The sequence below is a fragment of the Alcanivorax sp. IL3 genome (assembly GCF_047495465.1).
In the GTDB taxonomy this organism is placed as follows: domain Bacteria; phylum Pseudomonadota; class Gammaproteobacteria; order Pseudomonadales; family Alcanivoracaceae; genus Alcanivorax; species Alcanivorax jadensis.
Genome location: NZ_CP179931.1, coordinates 3,053,440 through 3,071,623 on the forward strand (window position 1 = coordinate 3,053,440; position 18,184 = coordinate 3,071,623).

18 protein-coding genes are annotated in these 18,184 nt (G+C 60.2%); 10 read left to right on the forward strand and 8 right to left on the reverse strand.

What is annotated here, in order from left to right; genetic code table 11:
• Window positions 1–3: 3 nt before the first annotated feature.
• Both ACMG4M_RS14230 and ACMG4M_RS14235 read left to right on the forward strand, forming a co-directional pair.
• Entirely contained in the window at window positions 4–1,584 is a 1,581-nt protein-coding gene (locus tag ACMG4M_RS14230) for a hypothetical protein (protein WP_414430258.1), read from the forward strand.
• Between the two features lie 76 nt (window positions 1,585–1,660).
• Entirely contained in the window at window positions 1,661–2,635 is a 975-nt protein-coding gene (locus ACMG4M_RS14235) for an FAD:protein FMN transferase (RefSeq protein ID WP_035244926.1), read from the forward strand.
• Between the two features lie 37 nt (window positions 2,636–2,672).
• On the opposite strand, the gene ACMG4M_RS14240 is transcribed toward ACMG4M_RS14235, so the two are convergent.
• The 3 genes from ACMG4M_RS14240 to ACMG4M_RS14250 all read right to left on the reverse strand — a co-directional run bounded on the left by ACMG4M_RS14240 (window position 2,673) and on the right by ACMG4M_RS14250 (window position 5,773).
• Complete coding sequence (locus tag ACMG4M_RS14240; RefSeq protein WP_414430259.1) at window positions 2,673–3,284, reverse strand: LysE family translocator; 612 nt, start codon at window positions 3,282–3,284, stop codon at window positions 2,673–2,675.
• 118 nt (window positions 3,285–3,402) lie between these two features.
• On the reverse strand, window positions 3,403–5,268 hold the full coding sequence (locus ACMG4M_RS14245; RefSeq protein WP_414430260.1) for a tetratricopeptide repeat protein: 1,866 nt from the start codon (window positions 5,266–5,268) through the stop codon (window positions 3,403–3,405).
• A 7-nt stretch (window positions 5,269–5,275) separates the two neighbouring features.
• Window positions 5,276–5,773, reverse strand: a complete 498-nt coding sequence (locus ACMG4M_RS14250) for a hypothetical protein (RefSeq protein WP_035244928.1) — start codon at window positions 5,771–5,773, stop codon at window positions 5,276–5,278.
• A gap of 125 nt (window positions 5,774–5,898) precedes the next feature.
• Between ACMG4M_RS14250 and ACMG4M_RS14255 the strand changes: the two genes are divergently transcribed.
• Together ACMG4M_RS14255 and ACMG4M_RS14260 are read left to right on the forward strand one after the other, a co-directional pair.
• Window positions 5,899–6,654 carry an SDR family NAD(P)-dependent oxidoreductase gene (locus tag ACMG4M_RS14255; protein WP_414430261.1) on the forward strand — a complete coding sequence of 252 codons (756 nt, stop codon included), beginning with the start codon at window positions 5,899–5,901 and terminating at the stop codon, window positions 6,652–6,654.
• A gap of 278 nt (window positions 6,655–6,932) precedes the next feature.
• On the forward strand, window positions 6,933–7,394 hold the full coding sequence (locus ACMG4M_RS14260; RefSeq protein WP_035244930.1) for an LEA type 2 family protein: 462 nt from the start codon (window positions 6,933–6,935) through the stop codon (window positions 7,392–7,394).
• Window positions 7,395–7,566: 172 nt separating this feature from the next.
• Here the strand turns inward: ACMG4M_RS14260 and ACMG4M_RS14265 are convergent, their stop codons facing one another.
• A complete protein-coding gene (locus tag ACMG4M_RS14265) occupies window positions 7,567–8,574 on the reverse strand; it encodes an AraC family transcriptional regulator (protein ID WP_035244931.1) in 1,008 nt (335 codons plus the stop codon).
• A 102-nt stretch (window positions 8,575–8,676) separates the two neighbouring features.
• Here ACMG4M_RS14265 and ACMG4M_RS14270 point away from each other — a divergent pair, with 102 nt between their 5' ends.
• The 3 genes from ACMG4M_RS14270 to ACMG4M_RS14280 are packed head-to-tail and all read left to right on the forward strand — an operon-like array spanning window position 8,677 to window position 11,805.
• A complete protein-coding gene (locus ACMG4M_RS14270) occupies window positions 8,677–10,134 on the forward strand; it encodes a flavin-containing monooxygenase (protein WP_414430262.1) in 1,458 nt (485 codons plus the stop codon).
• Entirely contained in the window at window positions 10,118–11,050 is a 933-nt protein-coding gene (locus ACMG4M_RS14275) for an alpha/beta hydrolase (RefSeq protein ID WP_414430263.1), read from the forward strand. The genes ACMG4M_RS14270 and ACMG4M_RS14275 overlap by 17 nt, the downstream gene beginning before the upstream one ends.
• Window positions 11,047–11,805 (forward strand): SDR family oxidoreductase, encoded by a 759-nt coding sequence (locus tag ACMG4M_RS14280; protein ID WP_414430264.1) that lies wholly within the window; start codon window positions 11,047–11,049, stop codon window positions 11,803–11,805. The genes ACMG4M_RS14275 and ACMG4M_RS14280 overlap by 4 nt, the downstream gene beginning before the upstream one ends.
• Before the next feature lie 204 nt (window positions 11,806–12,009).
• On the opposite strand, the gene ACMG4M_RS14285 is transcribed toward ACMG4M_RS14280, so the two are convergent.
• Entirely contained in the window at window positions 12,010–12,468 is a 459-nt protein-coding gene (locus ACMG4M_RS14285; RefSeq protein WP_414430265.1) for a 3D domain-containing protein, read from the reverse strand.
• Between the two features lie 3 nt (window positions 12,469–12,471).
• Between ACMG4M_RS14285 and ACMG4M_RS14290 the strand changes: the two genes are divergently transcribed.
• Both ACMG4M_RS14290 and ACMG4M_RS14295 read left to right on the forward strand, forming a co-directional pair.
• A complete protein-coding gene (locus ACMG4M_RS14290) occupies window positions 12,472–13,362 on the forward strand; it encodes an alpha/beta fold hydrolase (RefSeq protein ID WP_272961510.1) in 891 nt (296 codons plus the stop codon).
• Between the two features lie 61 nt (window positions 13,363–13,423).
• Entirely contained in the window at window positions 13,424–14,257 is an 834-nt protein-coding gene (locus tag ACMG4M_RS14295; RefSeq protein ID WP_414430266.1) for an SDR family oxidoreductase, read from the forward strand.
• Between the two features lie 133 nt (window positions 14,258–14,390).
• On the opposite strand, the gene ACMG4M_RS14300 is transcribed toward ACMG4M_RS14295, so the two are convergent.
• Both ACMG4M_RS14300 and ACMG4M_RS14305 read right to left on the reverse strand, forming a co-directional pair.
• Entirely contained in the window at window positions 14,391–14,975 is a 585-nt protein-coding gene (locus ACMG4M_RS14300; protein WP_035244935.1) for an ACP phosphodiesterase, read from the reverse strand.
• Window positions 14,976–15,023: 48 nt separating this feature from the next.
• Window positions 15,024–15,362: a histidine triad nucleotide-binding protein gene (locus ACMG4M_RS14305; RefSeq protein ID WP_035244936.1), complete on the reverse strand. Its 339-nt coding sequence runs from the start codon at window positions 15,360–15,362 to the stop codon at window positions 15,024–15,026.
• A 184-nt stretch (window positions 15,363–15,546) separates the two neighbouring features.
• Here ACMG4M_RS14305 and ACMG4M_RS14310 point away from each other — a divergent pair, with 184 nt between their 5' ends.
• Window positions 15,547–16,455, forward strand: coding sequence for a 6-pyruvoyl trahydropterin synthase family protein (locus tag ACMG4M_RS14310; RefSeq protein WP_414430267.1), 909 nt, complete (start codon window positions 15,547–15,549; stop codon window positions 16,453–16,455).
• Window positions 16,456–16,795: 340 nt separating this feature from the next.
• Here ACMG4M_RS14310 and ACMG4M_RS14315 read toward each other — a convergent pair whose 3' ends face one another.
• The gene (locus tag ACMG4M_RS14315) at window positions 16,796–17,743 is read right to left on the reverse strand and encodes a LysR family transcriptional regulator (protein WP_035245492.1); all 948 of its coding nucleotides are present in this window, start codon (window positions 17,741–17,743) and stop codon (window positions 16,796–16,798) included.
• Between the last annotated feature and the right edge of the window lie 441 nt (window positions 17,744–18,184).

Below are 18,184 nucleotides of genomic sequence, written 5' to 3' on the forward strand. Positions count from 1 at the left end.
ATCATGAAACGTCACTTTCTAAAAAAACGTACCCAGCCCCTGCATCCGGATGCACCCTTGTTGAATCTGGGCCACGGCAAACCGGTCAGCCGCCGGGACATGCTGGGCCGCGGCTTGCTCACCGGCGCAGCGTTCGGCAGCGTCGGCATGTTTGGTTTGTTCAGTAATCCTCGCGACGCCATGGCGGCACTGTCCGGTGATCTGGAAGGCATGAAAACCGACTGCGGCATCGCCGCCGCCGGGGCCGGCAAGATCCCCTTCATCTGTTTTGATCTCGCCGGTGGCGCTAACATTGCCGGCTCCAACGTGCTGGTTGGTGGCGAGGGAGGACAACAGGATCTTCTCAGCAGTGCGGGTTATTCCAAGCTTGGGCTACCGGGCAACCTGGCACCCAATAATGACCCGGGCACCATCAATACCGAGCTGGGGCTGGCATTCCATAGTGACTCCCCTTTTCTGCTTGGCATTCTCGACAAGGCACCAAACGCCACCGCCAATGTGAATGGCTGCGTGATCCCGGCACGCTCGGAAAACGATACCGCCAATAATCCCCACAACCCCATGTACGGTATTTTCAATGCCGGTGCGGACGGCGAACTACTGTCGTTGATAGGCTCTCGCAGCTCCATATCCGGTGGCAACTCCATGTCCCCGGATGCATCCATCATCGCCTCAGCCCGTCCCACCAAGGTAGACCGGCGCTCCGATGTGACCGGCCTGGTAGACACCGGCAAACTGGTCGGCCTGCTCGACCAGGCCGATGCCGTGTCGGTAATGGAATCCATCGCCCGCATCAGCCACAAACGCATCGACCGCATCGACAGTGGTCTTACCAATACCAACCGCCGCGACAACCTGCGCAACCTGCTGCGTTGTGGTTATGTGGAAGCGGCAGATATCACCGACCGCTACGGCGACCCTTCCACCCTGGATATCCGCCAGGACATGGACATTCTCGGCATCTTCTCGGACGCCGAGTTGAACGATCGGGAGTTTGAGAAAACGGCCTCGGTGATGAAGCTGGTGGTCAACGGCTACGCCGGTGCCGGTTGTATCAGCATGGGTGGTTTCGACTATCACACCGGCGAACGGGGAACCGGTGAAATCCGCGACCGCCGTGCCGGGCGGTGCATGGGAGCCTGCCTGGAGTACGCTCGCCGCAAGGGAGTGCCACTGATGATTTATGTGTTCAGTGATGGCTCCGTGGCCAGCAACGGGCGCATCGATGACTCTGCCGAAGGACGTGGCAAGGGCGAATGGACTGGCGATAATTCATCGACCGCGGCGTCCTTCTTTCTGGTTTACGACCCCAATGGCCGCCCCACCCTCAATACGGCGGGCAGCACGGCGGAACAACATCAGCAGCTGGGCTGGATGCGCCCGGATGCCTCGGTGGAAACCGCTGGCACCCCGGCCGCCAACAACGTCAACCTGTTGGCGGAAACCGTGTGGCTGAACTACATGGCGCTTCATGGTGAGCAGGGCTTGTTCTCGGAGAAGTTCCCCAATCACAGTCTGGGCAACAGCGACTCAATGGACCGGCTTACCGCCTTCGAGCCCATCGTTAGTGGTACCATTACCTGACGGCAACCGTTGGAGCTTTGCGAGCAAAGCTCCAATATCTACACACTGGATCTACACACTGGTCCCGGATACACCGATGCATCGCCCTCGCCCGCTTCGCTCCCTGCTTGCCAGCCTGCTACTGCTGCTGGCGCTCCCCGTGCACGCCGACTGGCAACAACACGATTGGGATGTGATGGGCACCCGCGCCAGTGTTTCCCTGTGGTCAGAGAGCAATGCCGCTCCCCTTTTCCAGCAACTGGAAGCGGAAATGGAGCGGCTCAACCAGTTACTGTCGCCCTGGGTGGAAGACAGTGAACTGGCTCGGCTTAACCAGCGTGGCCATGAAAAACCGCAAACCATCAGCCCCGAGTTCTATCGGTTACTGGAACGGTCCCTGCATTTCTATCAGCTCACCGACGGCGCCTTCGACATTACCTTTGCCAGTGCCGGCCATCTCTATGACTACCGGGAAGGTAAGGCGCCAAACGCTTCCCAGCTAGCCGATGCGGCCGAGCACATCGGCGCCGACCGCATTGAGTTACTGCCGAATCACCGGGTGCGCTATCGCACACCCGGCACCCGCATCGATCTGGGCGGCATCGCCAAGGGCTATGCCATCGACCGGGGTATCGCGCTGTTGAAAGAGGCGGGTATTAAGCATGCCTGGCTGTCCCTGGGCGGTGACAGCTATGTGCTCGGTGACCACCGGGGTCGCCCCTGGGAAGTGGGCATCCAGCACCCTCGTAACCAGGAGAAGGTGGCCATGCGCCTGCCCATCAGCGACCTGGCCATGTCCACCTCCGGCGATTACCAGCGCTACTTCATCCGTGATGGCCGCCGCATCCACCACATCCTGTCACCGCAGACCGGCAAGAGTATCGATGGTCTGGCCAGCGTTACCGTGCTCGCGGACAACAGCCTGGATGCGGATGCTCTCTCCACCAGTGTCTTTGTGCTGGGAGTAGAAAAAGGCCTGGCGCTGATCAACCGGCTAGCGGATACCTCGGCCATCATCATCGACCGCAATGGCAATGTTTTTTATTCCGACGATTTAACGACACCGGAGTAACGGTGGATTACGCCTAGGGCTAATCCACCCTACGGGCCTACGGGCGAGTCACCAGCCAGGTGCCGGCGCCGATCATGGTGCCGCCAGCGACGATGCTCAGAGGTTGTTGCAAACCGGGATTGCGGTGGCGGGTAATCCGTTGGGCCAGTAATGCATAGACAGCCTTAACGCCGCCCACGCTGAAAACCGTAATCAGCAGCACCGCGACAATACCCATCGCATCCGGCGAGTGCATATCCACAAACAGGGGAAACAGGCTGGCATAGAAAACGATGGCCTTGATGTCGCCCAGGGTCACCGCTAGGCCGGCGAGAAAACTGACGGTCCTGCTACCACCGGCAAACGGTTCGACTTGCAATGCAGCCCCACGATGCCGGATCAGGTTGATGCCGAACCACACCAGCCAGAGCCCGGCGGCAATACGGACCGGGGCAAACAAGCCACCCAGTTGCTGGGCCAGCTCGCTCATTCCCCACAGGGCAAGCGCAGCGAACAACAGATCCGCCACCACAATACCCGCGGCCACCCACAGGCCCTGCGACAATCCCAGCCGGGCAGAACGCACCACTACCAGGGCCACACTGGTGCTGGGCAGTGCCGCCAGCACCATCATCACCGGCATCAGTAACAGTAACCCGTATCCATCCATGGCCATGCCCTGCGATAAAACCCGTTGCCTTGCGAACAAGACCCCCACTAAATCGTTGGTCTCGACACAAACAACACCGTTGGCGCCTTGCTGGCAAGGCGAAGAGGCCGATTCCCTCTTACTCTATGGGCGCCTCGGAACCACCAGCCGGCGGCTCACGCCGGGTCCGCAACGCCTTGTTGTACAGATCGGCCAGTCCTTCATGGGCTGCCGCACTGAAACGCTTCAACCGCTTGCGGGTCACTGTGACCTGCTCAAACGCGGACGCCTGCAGGGAATATTGCTGACGCCGCATCAGCCGCTCACCGCGCTTTTGCAAGCTGGCCAGCTCCTGCTCCAGAGCGGGCAGTTCCTGGCGGAAAAAATCCAGCCGCTGGACCCGGTTACTCGCCACCATGACCCGGCTACGCAATTCACGGGTCTGGTCGAGCATGGCGCTGATGTCGTTCAGTTCCTGCTGGCGCTGCCACTGGCGAGGCACGATATCCTGCTGCATTTCCCACAAAAGAACCCCCTTGTAGAAATCCAGCTTGGCGGTCATATCCGGCCGTTTACGCTTGCCCCAACTCCGGGTTTTGCGTTCGGCCTCCTGCTGAGCCTGCCAAAGACGCTGCTCATCGTCAGTGGCAAAAGGCAGCGGCTCCTGATCAGATACAGCAGTCCGGTAATCACCCTGCAGGCGGGTAAGGCGACCCTGAAAATCTTGCTGTGACAATTCCCGCAGCAGGGCCTGAGCCTGGGGCCTGACTTCCTGATGCTTGCGCTCATGGGCGTCGAGCATGGTCTGCATGGCGGGCAAGGTATTCTGCCATTGAGTCAGCAGATTCCGTTGGCGCATCAGCTCATGGTAGTTGTGCCAGCCATGCTGGAACTCCCTGGTGGCAAACCATTCGTAGAAAGTCGGAAAACTCTTCACCCGCTTTGGTAAAAACGGCGGCACCGGGTCCATGGCGGTGGACCAGCGTGGCTCACCGACCATTTCCGTAAACCAGTCACCATTGGCAATCCGCGCCTCCACTTCCAGCAGGTACTCTTCCAGCCCGTCGAAGCGTTCCAGCGCAGTCTGGAAAGCCTGACGAGCAGAACGCTGATCGCCCATCTGTTCGTACAGATAGGGGATCGCCAGCTGCGCTTCCTGCACGGTGGAACGCTGGATCGATTTACGGTCCAGTTTCTGCAGCACCGGCAACGCCCTGGCCGGCTGATTCTCGATCAACAGGGCACGGGCGTAGAGCAGCAGGGAGACATCAGCGAACGGCCCTTCCAGGCGGGCATCGCGCAGCAGCTGCAAAGCACGGTCCTCCTGATCGCTGCGCAGCATGTAAATCGCCAGCGCCAGCATGGCCTTGTCCTTGATCGCGTTCACCTCCGGCGCACCGGGCGGCAGGTTGGCTAGTTCCCACAACCATTCCTGGCCCAGACCAGGGTGCTTGCCGTTGATCCAGCTGATCGCCAGGTTATAGCGCAGGTAGGCATTGAGCGGGTGATTAGCGGCAAAGGCATCCAGGGATTCCGCCGCCTCTTCATAGCGGCCCAGACGCATCAGCACCCGCGCCCGCAGGCTGTGGTAAACCTCTTGCAGGTCCTCAGGCGGCGTACCGGCCTGCTGCTCAAGAGTTTCCAAAGCGCGAGCGTATTTCTGTTGTCGGTAGTAAAGCCCGGCCAGATGAATCCAGGCCCGCTGGGCCACCTCGCCACTGACCTGCTGGTCCAGCAACGCACTGAACACCCGCTCGGCATCCTCCGGCATACCGTAGGCGCTGTACATGGCGCCCAGCAGCACTTCCAGATCTGCCCGGTGCACATCCACCTTGCCGCGCTCAAGGGCCATCTGTGCCCGCGTCAGGGCAGCGAAGTAATCCCCCTGCAGATAGAGATATGCCACCTCCCCATAGGCCAACTCCTGCACCTGATGCGGTTTGTCCAGCCGCCCCCAGGCCAGTGAGCTGATCAGCAACAACACCACGCCAGACCACTTCAGCATGTTCGCCTCAGCGCCAGTCACGGAACAGGAGACGAGGCTGCTGTTTGGCCTTGTCATCCTCAATATGCAGCTGAACGAAATGGCGGCCATGGCGCTTTTCAAACTGCCCGGTGACACCCCGTCGAATTTCCCTGTCCTCTGGCCCCATGCCGGTCACAAAGGCGGTGATTTCGTGCTCGCCGTTTTTCACGTTGGCCAGCGCCAGTCGCTGCACCGCACCATTTTTCAGGGCCCGGATTTCCCGCTCGGTGTACAGATGGCTGGCCAGGACTTCGCCATCCAGCTCCAGAGTAATGCTGTCCGGCTGGAAGTAATGGCCCACATCCAGGGACACATAGATGCCCACCTGGGTATCGGCAGGAAACAGCAGTTCCTCCTCCAGCAATAGCAGACGCTTATTGACTTCCAGTACGTCGCGCTTGAAGTCCGCCAGCTCCTGATCCAGCTCGGCCCCCTGAATCTGGCTGGCAACCAGCATCAATAGCAACACTACTACTTGGCGCATTGCGCTCCCCCAATCCCGATGGTTTTTTGGCAATCTACCATAGCCATGCGACTTTGACTGTTGCGATCGTCACACCTGATCGGTTCTTCACGTTAACTTGTCCGATCAACGGCGATTCTTCGCCCATGACATCCCCATCGCGTCCCTATCCAGTACTGATTACCGGTGCCAGCTCTGGCATCGGTCTGGCACTCACTCGCCTTCATCTGGCGCGAGGAGATCAGGTTATCGCCAGCAGCCGCGACCCTGACAGCTCGCCGCTGGCGGCACTGACCGCCCGGCATGACACGTTGACGCTGGTGGCGGCGGATCTGACCGACCCACAGGGGCCTGCAGGGCTCGCCGAGGAAGTCAAAACACACACAGAGCATCTGTCGCGAGTGATTCATTGTGCCGGGGTGCTACACGATACCCGCCGGAATCTGTCACCGGAAAAGCGACTGGAAGATCTGTCGCTAGAGAGCCTGGAATACAGTTTCCGACTGAACGCCTGGGCCCCGATGCTGCTGGCCCGCAGCCTGCTGCCACAGCTACGCCGCCAGCCGGCAACCTTCGCCGCCATCTCTGCCCGGGTCGGCAGTATTACCGACAACCATCTCGGCGGCTGGTACAGCTATCGCAGCAGCAAGGCAGCGCTGAACCAACTGATCCGCACCTTTGCCGTGGAGGCTCGACGCCGGGCTCCTCAGCTCACCCTGCTGGCATTGCATCCTGGCACCACTGACACCCCACTATCCGCTCCCTTCCAGTCCCGGGTCCCGGAAGAAAAGCTGTTTTCTGCAGACTGGGTGGCAGAGCAATTGACAGTTCAGCTGGACCAGGCAACACCGGAACAGAGCGGCAGTTTTATTAACTGGCGGGGCGATCCGCTACCCTGGTAGCAGATACAAATTTTCCACACTTGTCGCTTGCCATACCCTGCCTGCTCGCGCCACTATCAACGGGCTGATACACAATGTGTATCGGCACTCATGCCGGCGGCCCGGTCAGGATGCCGCGCCATGCGCGCCCCATCAGGGGCGCGGTGGCGTGGCGGGAGATCGGGCCGTTCGGCATGCACCTATCCCGCTTCACCCCCGCGACGAATCATCTGCCCTTCATTGATGCAACTTTCCCGCTATGCTTGCCTCTAACAGAGCCAATGCCAAGGAGTTCGGGAATGAAAAAAGTACTTTCGCTATGGCTGATCACGGCCACCATCGTGCTGGCGGGCTGTCAACGACTGGGGTCGCTAGAGGCGCCGGAAGTCAGCGTATCCGGCATTGCCCTCAACAGTATCAGCCTGTTTGAACAGGAATGGGGGCTCACTTTGCGTGCCCGCAATCCCAATGACCGGGAACTGACGCTGAAGAGCCTGGACTATGAGATCTTTATCAACGGCGAAAAGTTTGCCCGCGGCCTCACCGGCGACAGCGTCACCCTGCCCGCCATGGGCGATGCCCAAGTGACCACCACGATTACCACCAGCCTGCTGAGCAGCCTCAAACAGTTGCAGAAAATCCAGCAGCAACAGGACAAGCCGCTGCAGTATCGCCTGGTCGGCAAAGCCAGAGTCGCCGGGGTACCCTTGCCCCTGTCCTTCGACAAGGAAGGCGAAATGAAACTGCCGGCGATGCCTTGACCCTTCTTTGAAAAGCATTTTTTTACCACAGAGGGCACAGAGCACACCGAGATAGAACAGTGGTGTTACCTGTGCCCTTAGTGGTTAACCAGACAGCTTCTCGTTTGCTTGATAGTTCCCAACCCAAACCGATTTTTCCCTCAGTGTCCTCTGTGCCCTCTGTGGTAAAAAATCACTTCCCCTGACGCTCGCGTCGAAACCGGGCCGGAGTCTGCCCGGTCCAGCGGCGGAAAGCATGATTGAAGTTGGAGAGTTCGGAGAAACCCAGTCGATCGCTGATCTCTTCCATGCCCAGCCCGCCCAGAATCAACCACTGCTCCGCCAGCATCCGTCGCACTTCATCGAGCAACTCCCGGTAACCGGTGCCCTCAGTGCGCAGCTGCCGACGCAGTGTGCGACTGGTCACACCCAACTCTGATGCCATGGCTTCCATATCCGGAAAGCGGCCCGGCTGGCTAAGCAGGCGGCGGCGCACCCGTAACGCCACCCCACCCTGTCGATAGCGCTGCACCAGCAGTTGCTGGCATTGCTCCTCGCAGAGCCGGGCGGTAACCGGGTTGGCCTGAGGCAAGGGCATATCCAGAAGACCAGCGACAAACCGGGCCTGACTGTGAGACTGATCGAAACAGGGCGGCAACCCGAAAATAGCGGTAAACGGCGCAGGATCCTGCTCAGGCAATCGCAGGGCCAGGGAGGACAGCGGAATACGGCTGGCGAACAATTCTTCCTGGACCATCATCACCGCGCTGGCATCCCGTGCCAGCAGGTAGGGGCGAATGGTTTCCGGTAACCCGCTGTCATCCAGGATCAACACCGCCTCCCCCTGCTCCTCCTCAAGGCGGATATCCAGGAAGGCAAAGGTCAGATCCAGATAGCGCACCCCCAGCTCCACCGCCTGCCGAAAGGTAGGGCTACTGAGCAGGGCAAAGCCCCACACCCCGTAACTGCTCAGGTGATAACGCTGCCCCATGGCCAGGCCATGTCTGACCGGATCATCCAGCTGCGCACAAAGGTTCTCCACCACCCGGCGCTCCTGGGCCCGCTCGATGGTCGCCTCCGGCCGATGCAGCATTGCCGGGTCAATATCGCTGCCTGCCAGACAGGCCTGCGCGTCCAGCCCCTGTTCGGCGGCGTAGGCCATTTGCAGGCGCACACTGGTGATGGCACGACGTACATCCATGAAATGTCCGTTTCCCACAATTTTCTGTCCCAGAATGCCATAAACAAGACGTATCCGTCCCGTTAGAGTAACCATCAATAAAAGACTATTGGGATGTTTACCATGCAAGTGACCCACAACGTGGTGATTATCGGTGCCGGCTTCGGCGGACTCGGCATGGCCATTCGCCTGAAAGCCCAGGGCGAAGAGAATATTTTGATGATCGAGAAAGGCCACGACGTGGGTGGCTGCTGGCGCGACAACACCTACCCTGGCGCCGCCTGCGATGTGCCTTCCCATCTGTATTCGTTTTCCTTCGAGCGCCATTACCCGTGGAGCCGCCGCTTCGCGCCGCAACAGGAAATCTTTTCCTACCAGCAATACTGTGCGCGCAAGTACGACCTGTACCGGCATATCCGCTTCAACACGGAAGTCGCCGACGCCCGCTACCAGGATGAAGACGGCATCTGGGAATTGACCCTGACCAACGGTGACACCCTCACTACCCGGGTACTGATCACCGCCACCGGCCAGCTCAACCAGCCCGCCTACCCGCCGCTGTCCGGTATCGAGGATTTCGCTGGTGCGCATTTCCACAGCGCCCGCTGGGACCACGACGTGGACCTGACCGGCAAAACCGTGGCCGTGGTGGGCACTGGCGCCAGCGCCATCCAGTTCGTGCCGGAAGTGGCCAAGGTGGCCGGCAAAGTAAAACTGTTCCAGCGCTCCGCTGCCCATGTGATTGCCAAACCGGATCGCGCCTACAGCAAACTGGAACACCAGGTACTGAGCAAGGCACCCATTACCCAGACCCTGGACCGGCTACGCATTTATGCCACCAACGAATCACGGGCCCTGGGCTTTACCACTTTCCAGAAGGCCATGAAGGTGTACGAGTGGCTGTTCAGTCGGCACCTGAAGCAGCAGATCAAGGATCCCGCCCTGCGCGAGAAACTGACCCCGGATTACCCCATGGGCTGCAAGCGCATTCTGATGTCCAACGATTACTACCCGGCCTTGGCACAGGACCATGTGGAGGTGATCAACCACGGCATCAGTTCGGTGGACCAGCGCGGCCTCACCGACAGCACCGGCACACATCACGACGCCGATGTGATCATCTACGGCACCGGCTTCAAAGCCACCGACTTTCTCACCCCCATGACCATTACCGGCCGTGACGGGGCAGACCTGAACGCGGTGTGGAAAGATGGCGCCGAAGCCTACCTGGGTATCACCGTGCGCGGCTTTCCCAACCTGTTCATGCTCTATGGCCCCAACACCAATCTAGGCCACAACTCCATCATCTACATGCTGGAAAGCCAGATTCACTACATCCTGCAATGTGTAGCGGAGATGGACGAACAGGGCATCAAGGCACTGGAAGTCCGCGACCGGGTTCAGGAAGACTTCAACAAGACGGTGCAGGACAAAATCAGCAATACCGTCTGGGACAAGGGTTGTCATAGCTGGTACAAAACCGAAAGCGGCAAGAACACCAACAACTGGCCCGGCTTCACCTTCGACTACCGCCGCCAGACACGGACCCTGGATTTGAGTGACTATGAGCTCCTTCGTTGAACGAATCAGCCGGGCCCAGTCCGGCACCCAGCAATTGCTGGCAGGCGCCCTGCGCCAGTCCCTGGCAATGCTGTTCAAACCGGTGGCCAACCCCCGCTTCAGCGTCAAGACACAGCGGCGCTGGCTGGACATCATGGCCAAAACCACTCTGGTCGCCCGGGATGTGCCCTGCCATGAGGCTCCCCTGGGGGACGTACCCTGCCGGCACTATGCGCCGTTGAATGCCCAGGGCACCGTGCTTTATCTGCACGGTGGTGGTTATGTGGCTGGCAGCCCGGAAAGCCACCGCTCGGTTACCTCGCACCTGGCAAAATTCGCCAATGCCCGCGTGGTCGTACCGGACTACCGGCTGGCGCCGGAGCATGCCTGCCCCGCCGCCATTGAGGATGCCGTAGCTGTGTATCAAGCACTGCTGGAAGAGGGCCTGGACCCGGCCACCCTGACCATCGCCGGCGACTCCGCTGGCGGCGGTCTTGCCCTGGCCACCCTGCAAGCTCTGAAGGCGGAAAAGATCGCCCTGCCCAGCAGCACCATCCTGATTTCTCCCTGGGTGGACCTGAGCCTCAACCACCTGTTCGACACTGACCGGGACATCATGCTCAGCCACGCCTGGCTGGCCAGTGCCGCTGGCGCCTATGGCGGTGATGATCCGACTCGCCCGGCCTGCTCCCCGCTCAATGGCGACCTGACGGGCCTGCCTCCGGTATTGATCCAGTCCGGTAGCGACGAGATCCTGCTCAACGACAGCCACCGCCTGTGCGCCGCCCTGAACGACGCCGGCACCCCGGCCCGTCTGCAGGTACACCCGCAACGCTGGCATGATTTCCAGCTCCACGCCGGTGTACTGGCCGATGCGGATCAGGCGCTGATGACCTGCGCCCGCTTTATCCACCAACACTGGAACCCCGCCGCATGAAACGCATCCTGATCACCGGCGCCGCCAGTGGCATCGGCCTGACCACCGCCAAACACTTCCACGAGAAAGGCTGGCGAGTGGGCCTGACCGACGTCAACGACACCGCCCTGGTGCGGCTGGCGAAGGAACTGGACAACAGCTGGTATCGGCCCCTGGACGTGACCGACAGCATTGCCTGTCAGCATGCCTGCAGAGACTTTGCTGAAGACTGCGGTATCGACGTGCTGTTCAACTGTGCCGGTATTCTGCGCATGGGACCCTTTGAGTCCATCAGCGCGGAACAACACAAGCAGATCATCGACATCAACGTGACCGGCCTGATCAACATGAGCCTGGCTGCCCACCCCTTCCTGCAAGATAGCAAGGCCGCCGCGGTGATCAACATGAGTTCCGCCTCGGCCCTGTACGGGGTGCCGCATCTAGCCTCCTATTCCGCCAGCAAGTTCGCGGTGCGTTCGCTCACCGAATCGCTGAATATCGAATGGGGTCGGCAGGGCATCCGCGTGGTCGATATCATGCCGCCGTTCGTGAAGACCCCCATGGTGGAAAAGGCCAGCTTCCGGGCACCGGTGGTGGACCGCATGGGCGTCAACCTGAGCGCCGACGATGTGGCCAAAAAGGTCTGGCAGGCCGCCAATGAAAAAGTCCCGGTACACAACCCGGTGGGCCTCACCTTCAAACTGATCAAGCTCCTCGACAAAGCCCTGCCCAGCGCCTCGACACGGTTGTTCATGAGCTTTCTGAGTCGGGACTGACCCTCCCACCTCTGTAGGAGCGGCGCTCTCTGTGCCCCGCGGGTATGAGCCGCGAATGGGGCGTGGCGGCCCCCTTCCGGGTTATCGGTGCTCTACTCGGAGAAACCTGCCGAGCCCTGCAATCCCTGATCGCCCATGGCCGATTCCCTCGCAAGCGAGGGTTCGCGGCTCGAGCGCCGCTCCTACGACGGAGGTGATAGCAAGCTACTCCCCGGCCTGAGGAGCCTGAAAAGTAATCTTCACCTTCCTCCGCCCCCATTCCCGGGCCGCCTGCACATCCTCGCCCATGTAGATATCGATCTTCTTTTTCCAGCGCCAGTGCATCTTGTCCTTCACCACCCAGGTACCGGGCAGGCCTTCGATCTGCAGCTGCGCGTTATGACCCAGCCCCATGGGAATCAGATCCCGCGACACCGCAATGGACTTCATTCCTGGTTTGAGGCGATCCCCCCAGGCAGCCAGGGCATGGTCCGCTCCCGCCCCCTGGCCGTGCAGGGAATTGTAGGCCGTGGCAGAGACCATCATGGTCACCGTGTTCGGTGCGGGCTCGGCAGGCTTGCGCTGATCCGCTTCGCACCGCGCCACCAGCCAGGTCAGTGCCACCAGCACCAGGGTAAAATCGGCGGCATTCACTCGCCGTTGCGGGCTGACTGCTAGGCTCATGGCATGATTCTCCGTCTGGTCACTCTTATTATGCTTCACGGTCTGCTGTCGGCCTGCAACCTGGTTTCCGACAAGAGGGCGGAGGACACGGCTGCGCCCGCAGCCCTCACCGACACCCTGCGCCACTGGCAACCCGCCGACAATCCCGATGCGGTGATCCTTGGCCTGCACAGCTTTGGCGATTACGGCGCTGCCTTCGACGCGCTGGGCCCCTACTTTGCCGACAACGGACACCTGCTGGTCAGTTATGACCAGGCCGGGTTCGGCGAACGCGCCCAGCAAGGGCAGTGGGCCGGGGAAGACCAGCTGGTGTCAGAAGCGGTCTATCAGATCGAGCAACTCTATGAACGCTATCAGCGCCCGGTGTTCCTGGTGGGTGAAAGTCTGGGAGGCGCCGTGGCGATGCTGGCAGCGCTGGAGGTGCCTGACAAAGTGGCCGGCATCGTGCTCGCCGGGCCTGCCGTGCGCGAGGGCATCCGCCTGCGCTACGGCTGGAATGCCGCCATCGCCAGCGCCGCCTTTCTGGCTCCCGGATACCAGCTGACGGTAAACCGCGACCCCGATGACCCCAACCTGGCGGCTGACAGCGCCCAACGTCTGGCCAACGACCCTCGGGTGATCCGCGAAGTCCGCATGGATGCCTACTGGGGGCTGATCCAGCTGGCCGACAGTGCCAGCGACCAGGCGCCATCATTACAGGTGCCCTCGCTGCTGCTCTATGGCGGCAAGGACAACTCCGTGCCGGCAGCCGGCATCAGCCATCTGCACGACCACCTTGCCGACCGAGGCGAGTACCGCTTCTACCCCCAGGGCCCGCACCTGCTGCTGCAGGGGCCACAGTGGCAAAACGTCGCCGACCATATTCTCGACTGGGTCGCCCGCACTTCCCCCTGAGATTGGCCTCACAGGACACAGCCATGCTGTTAAGCTGGCGCAAACCCTAGCGGAGCAAACCATGAGCAAGCGTGTTCTGATTACCGGCGGCAATTCCGGCATCGGCTACTGTACCGCCGAACAACTGGCCGGCCACGGCGCGGAAGTGTCCCTGGCCTGTCGCGACCAGACCAAGGGCCAGGCCGCCATCGCTCGCATCAAGAACCGCCATCCGGACGCCAAAGTGCGACTGTTTCCGCTGGACCTTTCCGATCTGGAAAATGTGCGCGACAACGCGGCTCTGATCTACCGCGAACTCGGTGAACTGGACGTGCTGATCAACAACGCCGGCGTGGTGCCGACCCAGCAGGAATTCACCCGCGACGGCTACGAAATGCAGTTCGGCGTCAATTACCTGGCCCCGGTGCTGTTCACCCACCTGATGTTGCCGTTGCTGAAGAAAGGCAACCAGCCGCGCATTCTGCACGTGGCGTCCGTAGCCCACTGGCTCGGGCGCATCAACAAGAAAACCTGGCGTGGCCGCAAGCCCTACCTGGTAATGGATGCCTACGGCCAATCGAAACTGGGCAACATCCTGTTCAGCAATGTGCTCGCCGAGCACCTGCAGGAGCTCGGCATCACCAGCAACGCCCTGCACCCGGGAGGCGTGGACACACCGATATTCCGCCATGTCCCCAATGCCGCCATGGCCCTGATCCGCCCGACCCTCACCACCCCGGAAAAAGCCGCCACCCTGCCCGTCAGCCTGGCCCTGGATCCGCAGTACGACGGGGTAACCGGTGAATACTTCGCCAACCACAAACCGGCCCTGCGCTCACCCCGGGCACGCAATGCAAAGCTGGCGGAAGAGCTGTATTACGACACCATGGCGGAGTTGGATCTGCCCACGCTGTGAAAAACCCACCACAGTGGTAACAGCGACAACGCTTTTCCCGTAGGAGCTATGCTTGCATGGCGAAAAGGACCCTCTGCTTGCAAGGCAACCTGAAACCTTTTTCGCCATGCAGGCATAGCTCCTACAAAGAATGCTATTCCTCCACCCGTGCGGCTTTTACCACGCCCTGAAGCTCGGGATAGAAATCCAGAAACCCCCGCTCCAGCTCCTGATAGCGGGGCTCGATTTCCTCGACGATGCCGGCAAAATCATTGGCAAAACGAATACGCCCGGCGATCACATCCAGCGCCTGCCCCACCCGCTCCAGCTCACGGTACTGATTGAGCAGGTCGTGCTCAATCAGCCGTTCCACTCTTGCCCGCATGGGCGCATGCATCAGCCCCAGGCCGGACTGTAGATGCTGGTAGTGGCGGGTAATGGCCGCCTCGCGGTCATGGTCATAAAACGCCGACCAGTGCTGCCACAGAAAATGGTCAAACAGCACGTCCAGGGCCACACCGGCAAAGCGGCGCCGTGTTGACGAGAAGCTGCGCCGCTGAGCCTGCACCCAGGGGTGGTTATCGGTGAAACGGTCCACCAGACGGTGATTGTCCAGGCCCCGTCGCACCGGCTCACTGAGCCGGGATCGTTCCACCCCATGCATGAAATCCCCCAGCACATTGCCGACCTTGGATGGCACAGACGGCCGAGCCAGGGAGAGGTGTGCCAGATAATTCATGGTCGCTCCTGGAGGCGGCGCACAATCAGCGCCAGGCCTTGACCACCTTCAGCCCGGCGGCCAGCTAAACGAGCGGCCACCCAGAACGTGTACATGCAGGTGGAAAACGGTCTGGCTGGCGCCGGCTCCGTTGTTCACGTTAAGGCGGAAATCTTCCAGCCCTTCCTGTTCGGCAACACGGCTTGCCACCAGCAGCAGGTGCCCAAGCAGGGCCTGATCCGCCTCTTCGGCATCAGACAACTTGGGAATGGGCTTCTTGGGGATCACCAGGAAGTGGGTGGGCGCCTGGGGGCTGATATCCCGGAAGGCCAGGCACTGGTCGTCTTCGAAGATGATATCGGCGGGAATCTCGCGGTCGATGATTTTGGAAAAAAGGGTTTCAGCCATGGTTCGAATCGCTCCGGATAGGCAAGGCCGAGCAGTTTTCAGGGCCGAAGGGTGTGCCCCGGTTCACAGCTCGCACGGTAACTGCGCGTAAAATGTTCGGTGTGTGTGGCGCACACCTTAGCGGCAGCCCAGAATAATGGCATTATAGCACTGTCGAAACCCAACCTTATTCCACCGGAACCGCATGGCCACTCTTTTTGTCGAAAATTTAACCGTCGCCGATTTCTCCTACCTGCACCCCAAGCGCGGCATGGTCGGCGAGTCATGGCTGGTCGATCTGGAATTGACCGGCGACCTGGATCATCAGGGCATGGTGTTCGACTTCGGCCATATCAAGAAGCGCATCAAGCAGATCATCGATCACAATGTGGACCACAGGCTGCTGGTGCCGGTGGACAGCGAGCACGCCACGGTGAGCGAGCGGGACAACAACACCAGCCTGGAATGGCTCTACCGGGGCGGCACCATCCGCATGGTAGCGCCCAGCGAAAGCCTGCTGCTGATGAGCGGCCCGGAAGTCTCCAAGGCCAATCTGACCCTGTTCCTGATGGACCTGGTACAACAGGTGGTGCCGGACAATGTGGCCGAGGTGCGCATCGTGCTGCGCGAGGAAGATACTGGGACCGCGCCTTTCTATCATTATTCCCATGGTCTGAAGAAACACGACGGCAATTGCCAGCGCATTGCCCACGGCCACCGCTCCGGCATCCATATCTTCGAGAATGGCCGGCGCAGCCGCTACTGGGAAAAGCTCTGGGCGGACCGCTGGGAAGATATCTACCTGGGTACCGAAGAAGACCTGGAAGGGACCTACTACATCGAGGAAATCCCCCACCACCGCTTCCGCTACGATGCCCCCCAGGGGCACTTCGAACTGGTGATCCCGGAAGATCATTGCTACCTGGTCGACACAGACACCACCGTGGAGCAACTGGCCGGGCACATCGCCGAGCAACTGGCCACCGAAGCCCCCGGCAAGCACTTCCGCGTGCGTGCCTTTGAAGGCATCGGCAAGGGCGCCATCGCCGAAGCCGGCGAAAACATGCCCGGCAAGACCCACAGCGGCTGGCTCAGCGGCGCGACGGTGATTTGAGAAGTAGCGGCTACCTAAGAGCTGTAACGCGGGAAGGACTGCACCCCATTAACAGGGCCGTACCCGCGACCCAAAGGCTGTAGGAGCGGCACTGGCGGCGCTATTAAATGTAGGAGCACCTCTTGCAGGTGCGAACCGAGCGTAGCGAGGCAACAGAGGGTTATCTGTCCGCAGTTCTTTCTGAAACCTGTCGAGCTCTGAGATTCCTGATCGCCCTGCGGGCGATTTCCGCGCAAGCGCGGTTCGCCGTGCAAGCATAGCTCCTACAAGCGGTTTCGTAGAAATGCCGAGGTCTGAGGGACTTTCCACCCTTTCCCTATCCAACCAGCGTAGCTCGTAGCTACTCCTCCGCCAGAATGCTTTCCGCCTCTTCCTGAATCAGTCTTCTCAACCAGCGATGGGCCACGTTGTGGTGTAGTAACGACGACCAGGCCATTTTCAGTTCGAACTGGGGAATGTCGAAGGGCGGCTCCTTGATCAGCAAACGTTCGTTCTGTGCCTGCATGCGCGCCACGCGGCTGGGCAGGGTGGCGACCAGGTCGTTGTTCATGGCGAGCAACGCGGGCATCTGGTAGTGACGGGTAAAGATACTGATCTTGCGGCTCTTGCCCAACTGCTCCAGGGCATGATCAATCCAGCCCAGCCCGCCGAGTTTTTCCGGATTCATGCCGAAGCCCACCCCGAAACCGGTTTTCGATACCCAGATATGCTGTGCCGACAGGTAGCTGTCCAGGTTGAAATCGCTGGCAATGGGGTTATCCCGATTTAACAGACAGGAAAAGGAGTCCTTCCACAGGCTCACCTGATGAAAGGAGCCGGGAATCTCGTTGAAGCGGTTCACCGCCATGTCCACCCGGCCCTGCTCCATGTCCTGGTAACTGACATCCGACGGCGTCAGAAAATCCAGCACCACGTTGGGGGCTTCGGCACGCAGGCGGCGCACGATATGAGGCACCAGGGTGGCTTCCGCATAGTCGCTGGTCATGATGCGAAACACCCTACGACTATCCGAGGGCTTGAATACATCTTCCGGGGTAAACAACTGCTCCGCCTGAGACAGAATCTGGCGAACCAGCGGGCGTAATTCCTGAGCACGCTCGGTTGCGGTCATGCCGTCACTGGTGCGAATCAGCAGCGGATCGCCAAACAGTTCGCGCAGTCGCTTGAGTGAATTGCTCATGGCAGGCTGGGTGATGCCCAGTTGCTCCGCCGCCCGGGTCACATTCTGCTCGCGCAACAGCACGTCCAGGTACTTGAGCAGGTTCAGGTCAGCCGCGCCAATATTCATGGTGTGAATCATCACTCAAGGAAGCATCATTGAAATGGATTCTAGCGCCCGGCAGCGAGACTGTCACATGAGAACAGCACATGTTTTATGCATCACGCAACATTCGACATCCCATCCAGCAGCATCCGTGGCGCATGTCGCATGGAGCGTTATTCAATGTAAAAGCAATTTTTACCGTTTTCAGTGTTAACCGGGTCGCTGTTTGAGGCTTAATGGCAAGCTGCCAGTATCGCCTAAAGGCAAAAAAATGCGTAAGGTCTGAAGCATTGTTAACACTACACCCTGTCGTGTTGTCTAAGCCGGCACTCTGCCATCAGAGTGCTGAATATTGTTCGCGGGTGTGATTCAGACCTGAATCTGTGACTTCAGCGTGGATGCATGGCGCAAGAGTTAGTTGTCACAGGGCCTTTTCTGAAGAAGCACCATATCAGGGGATACGGT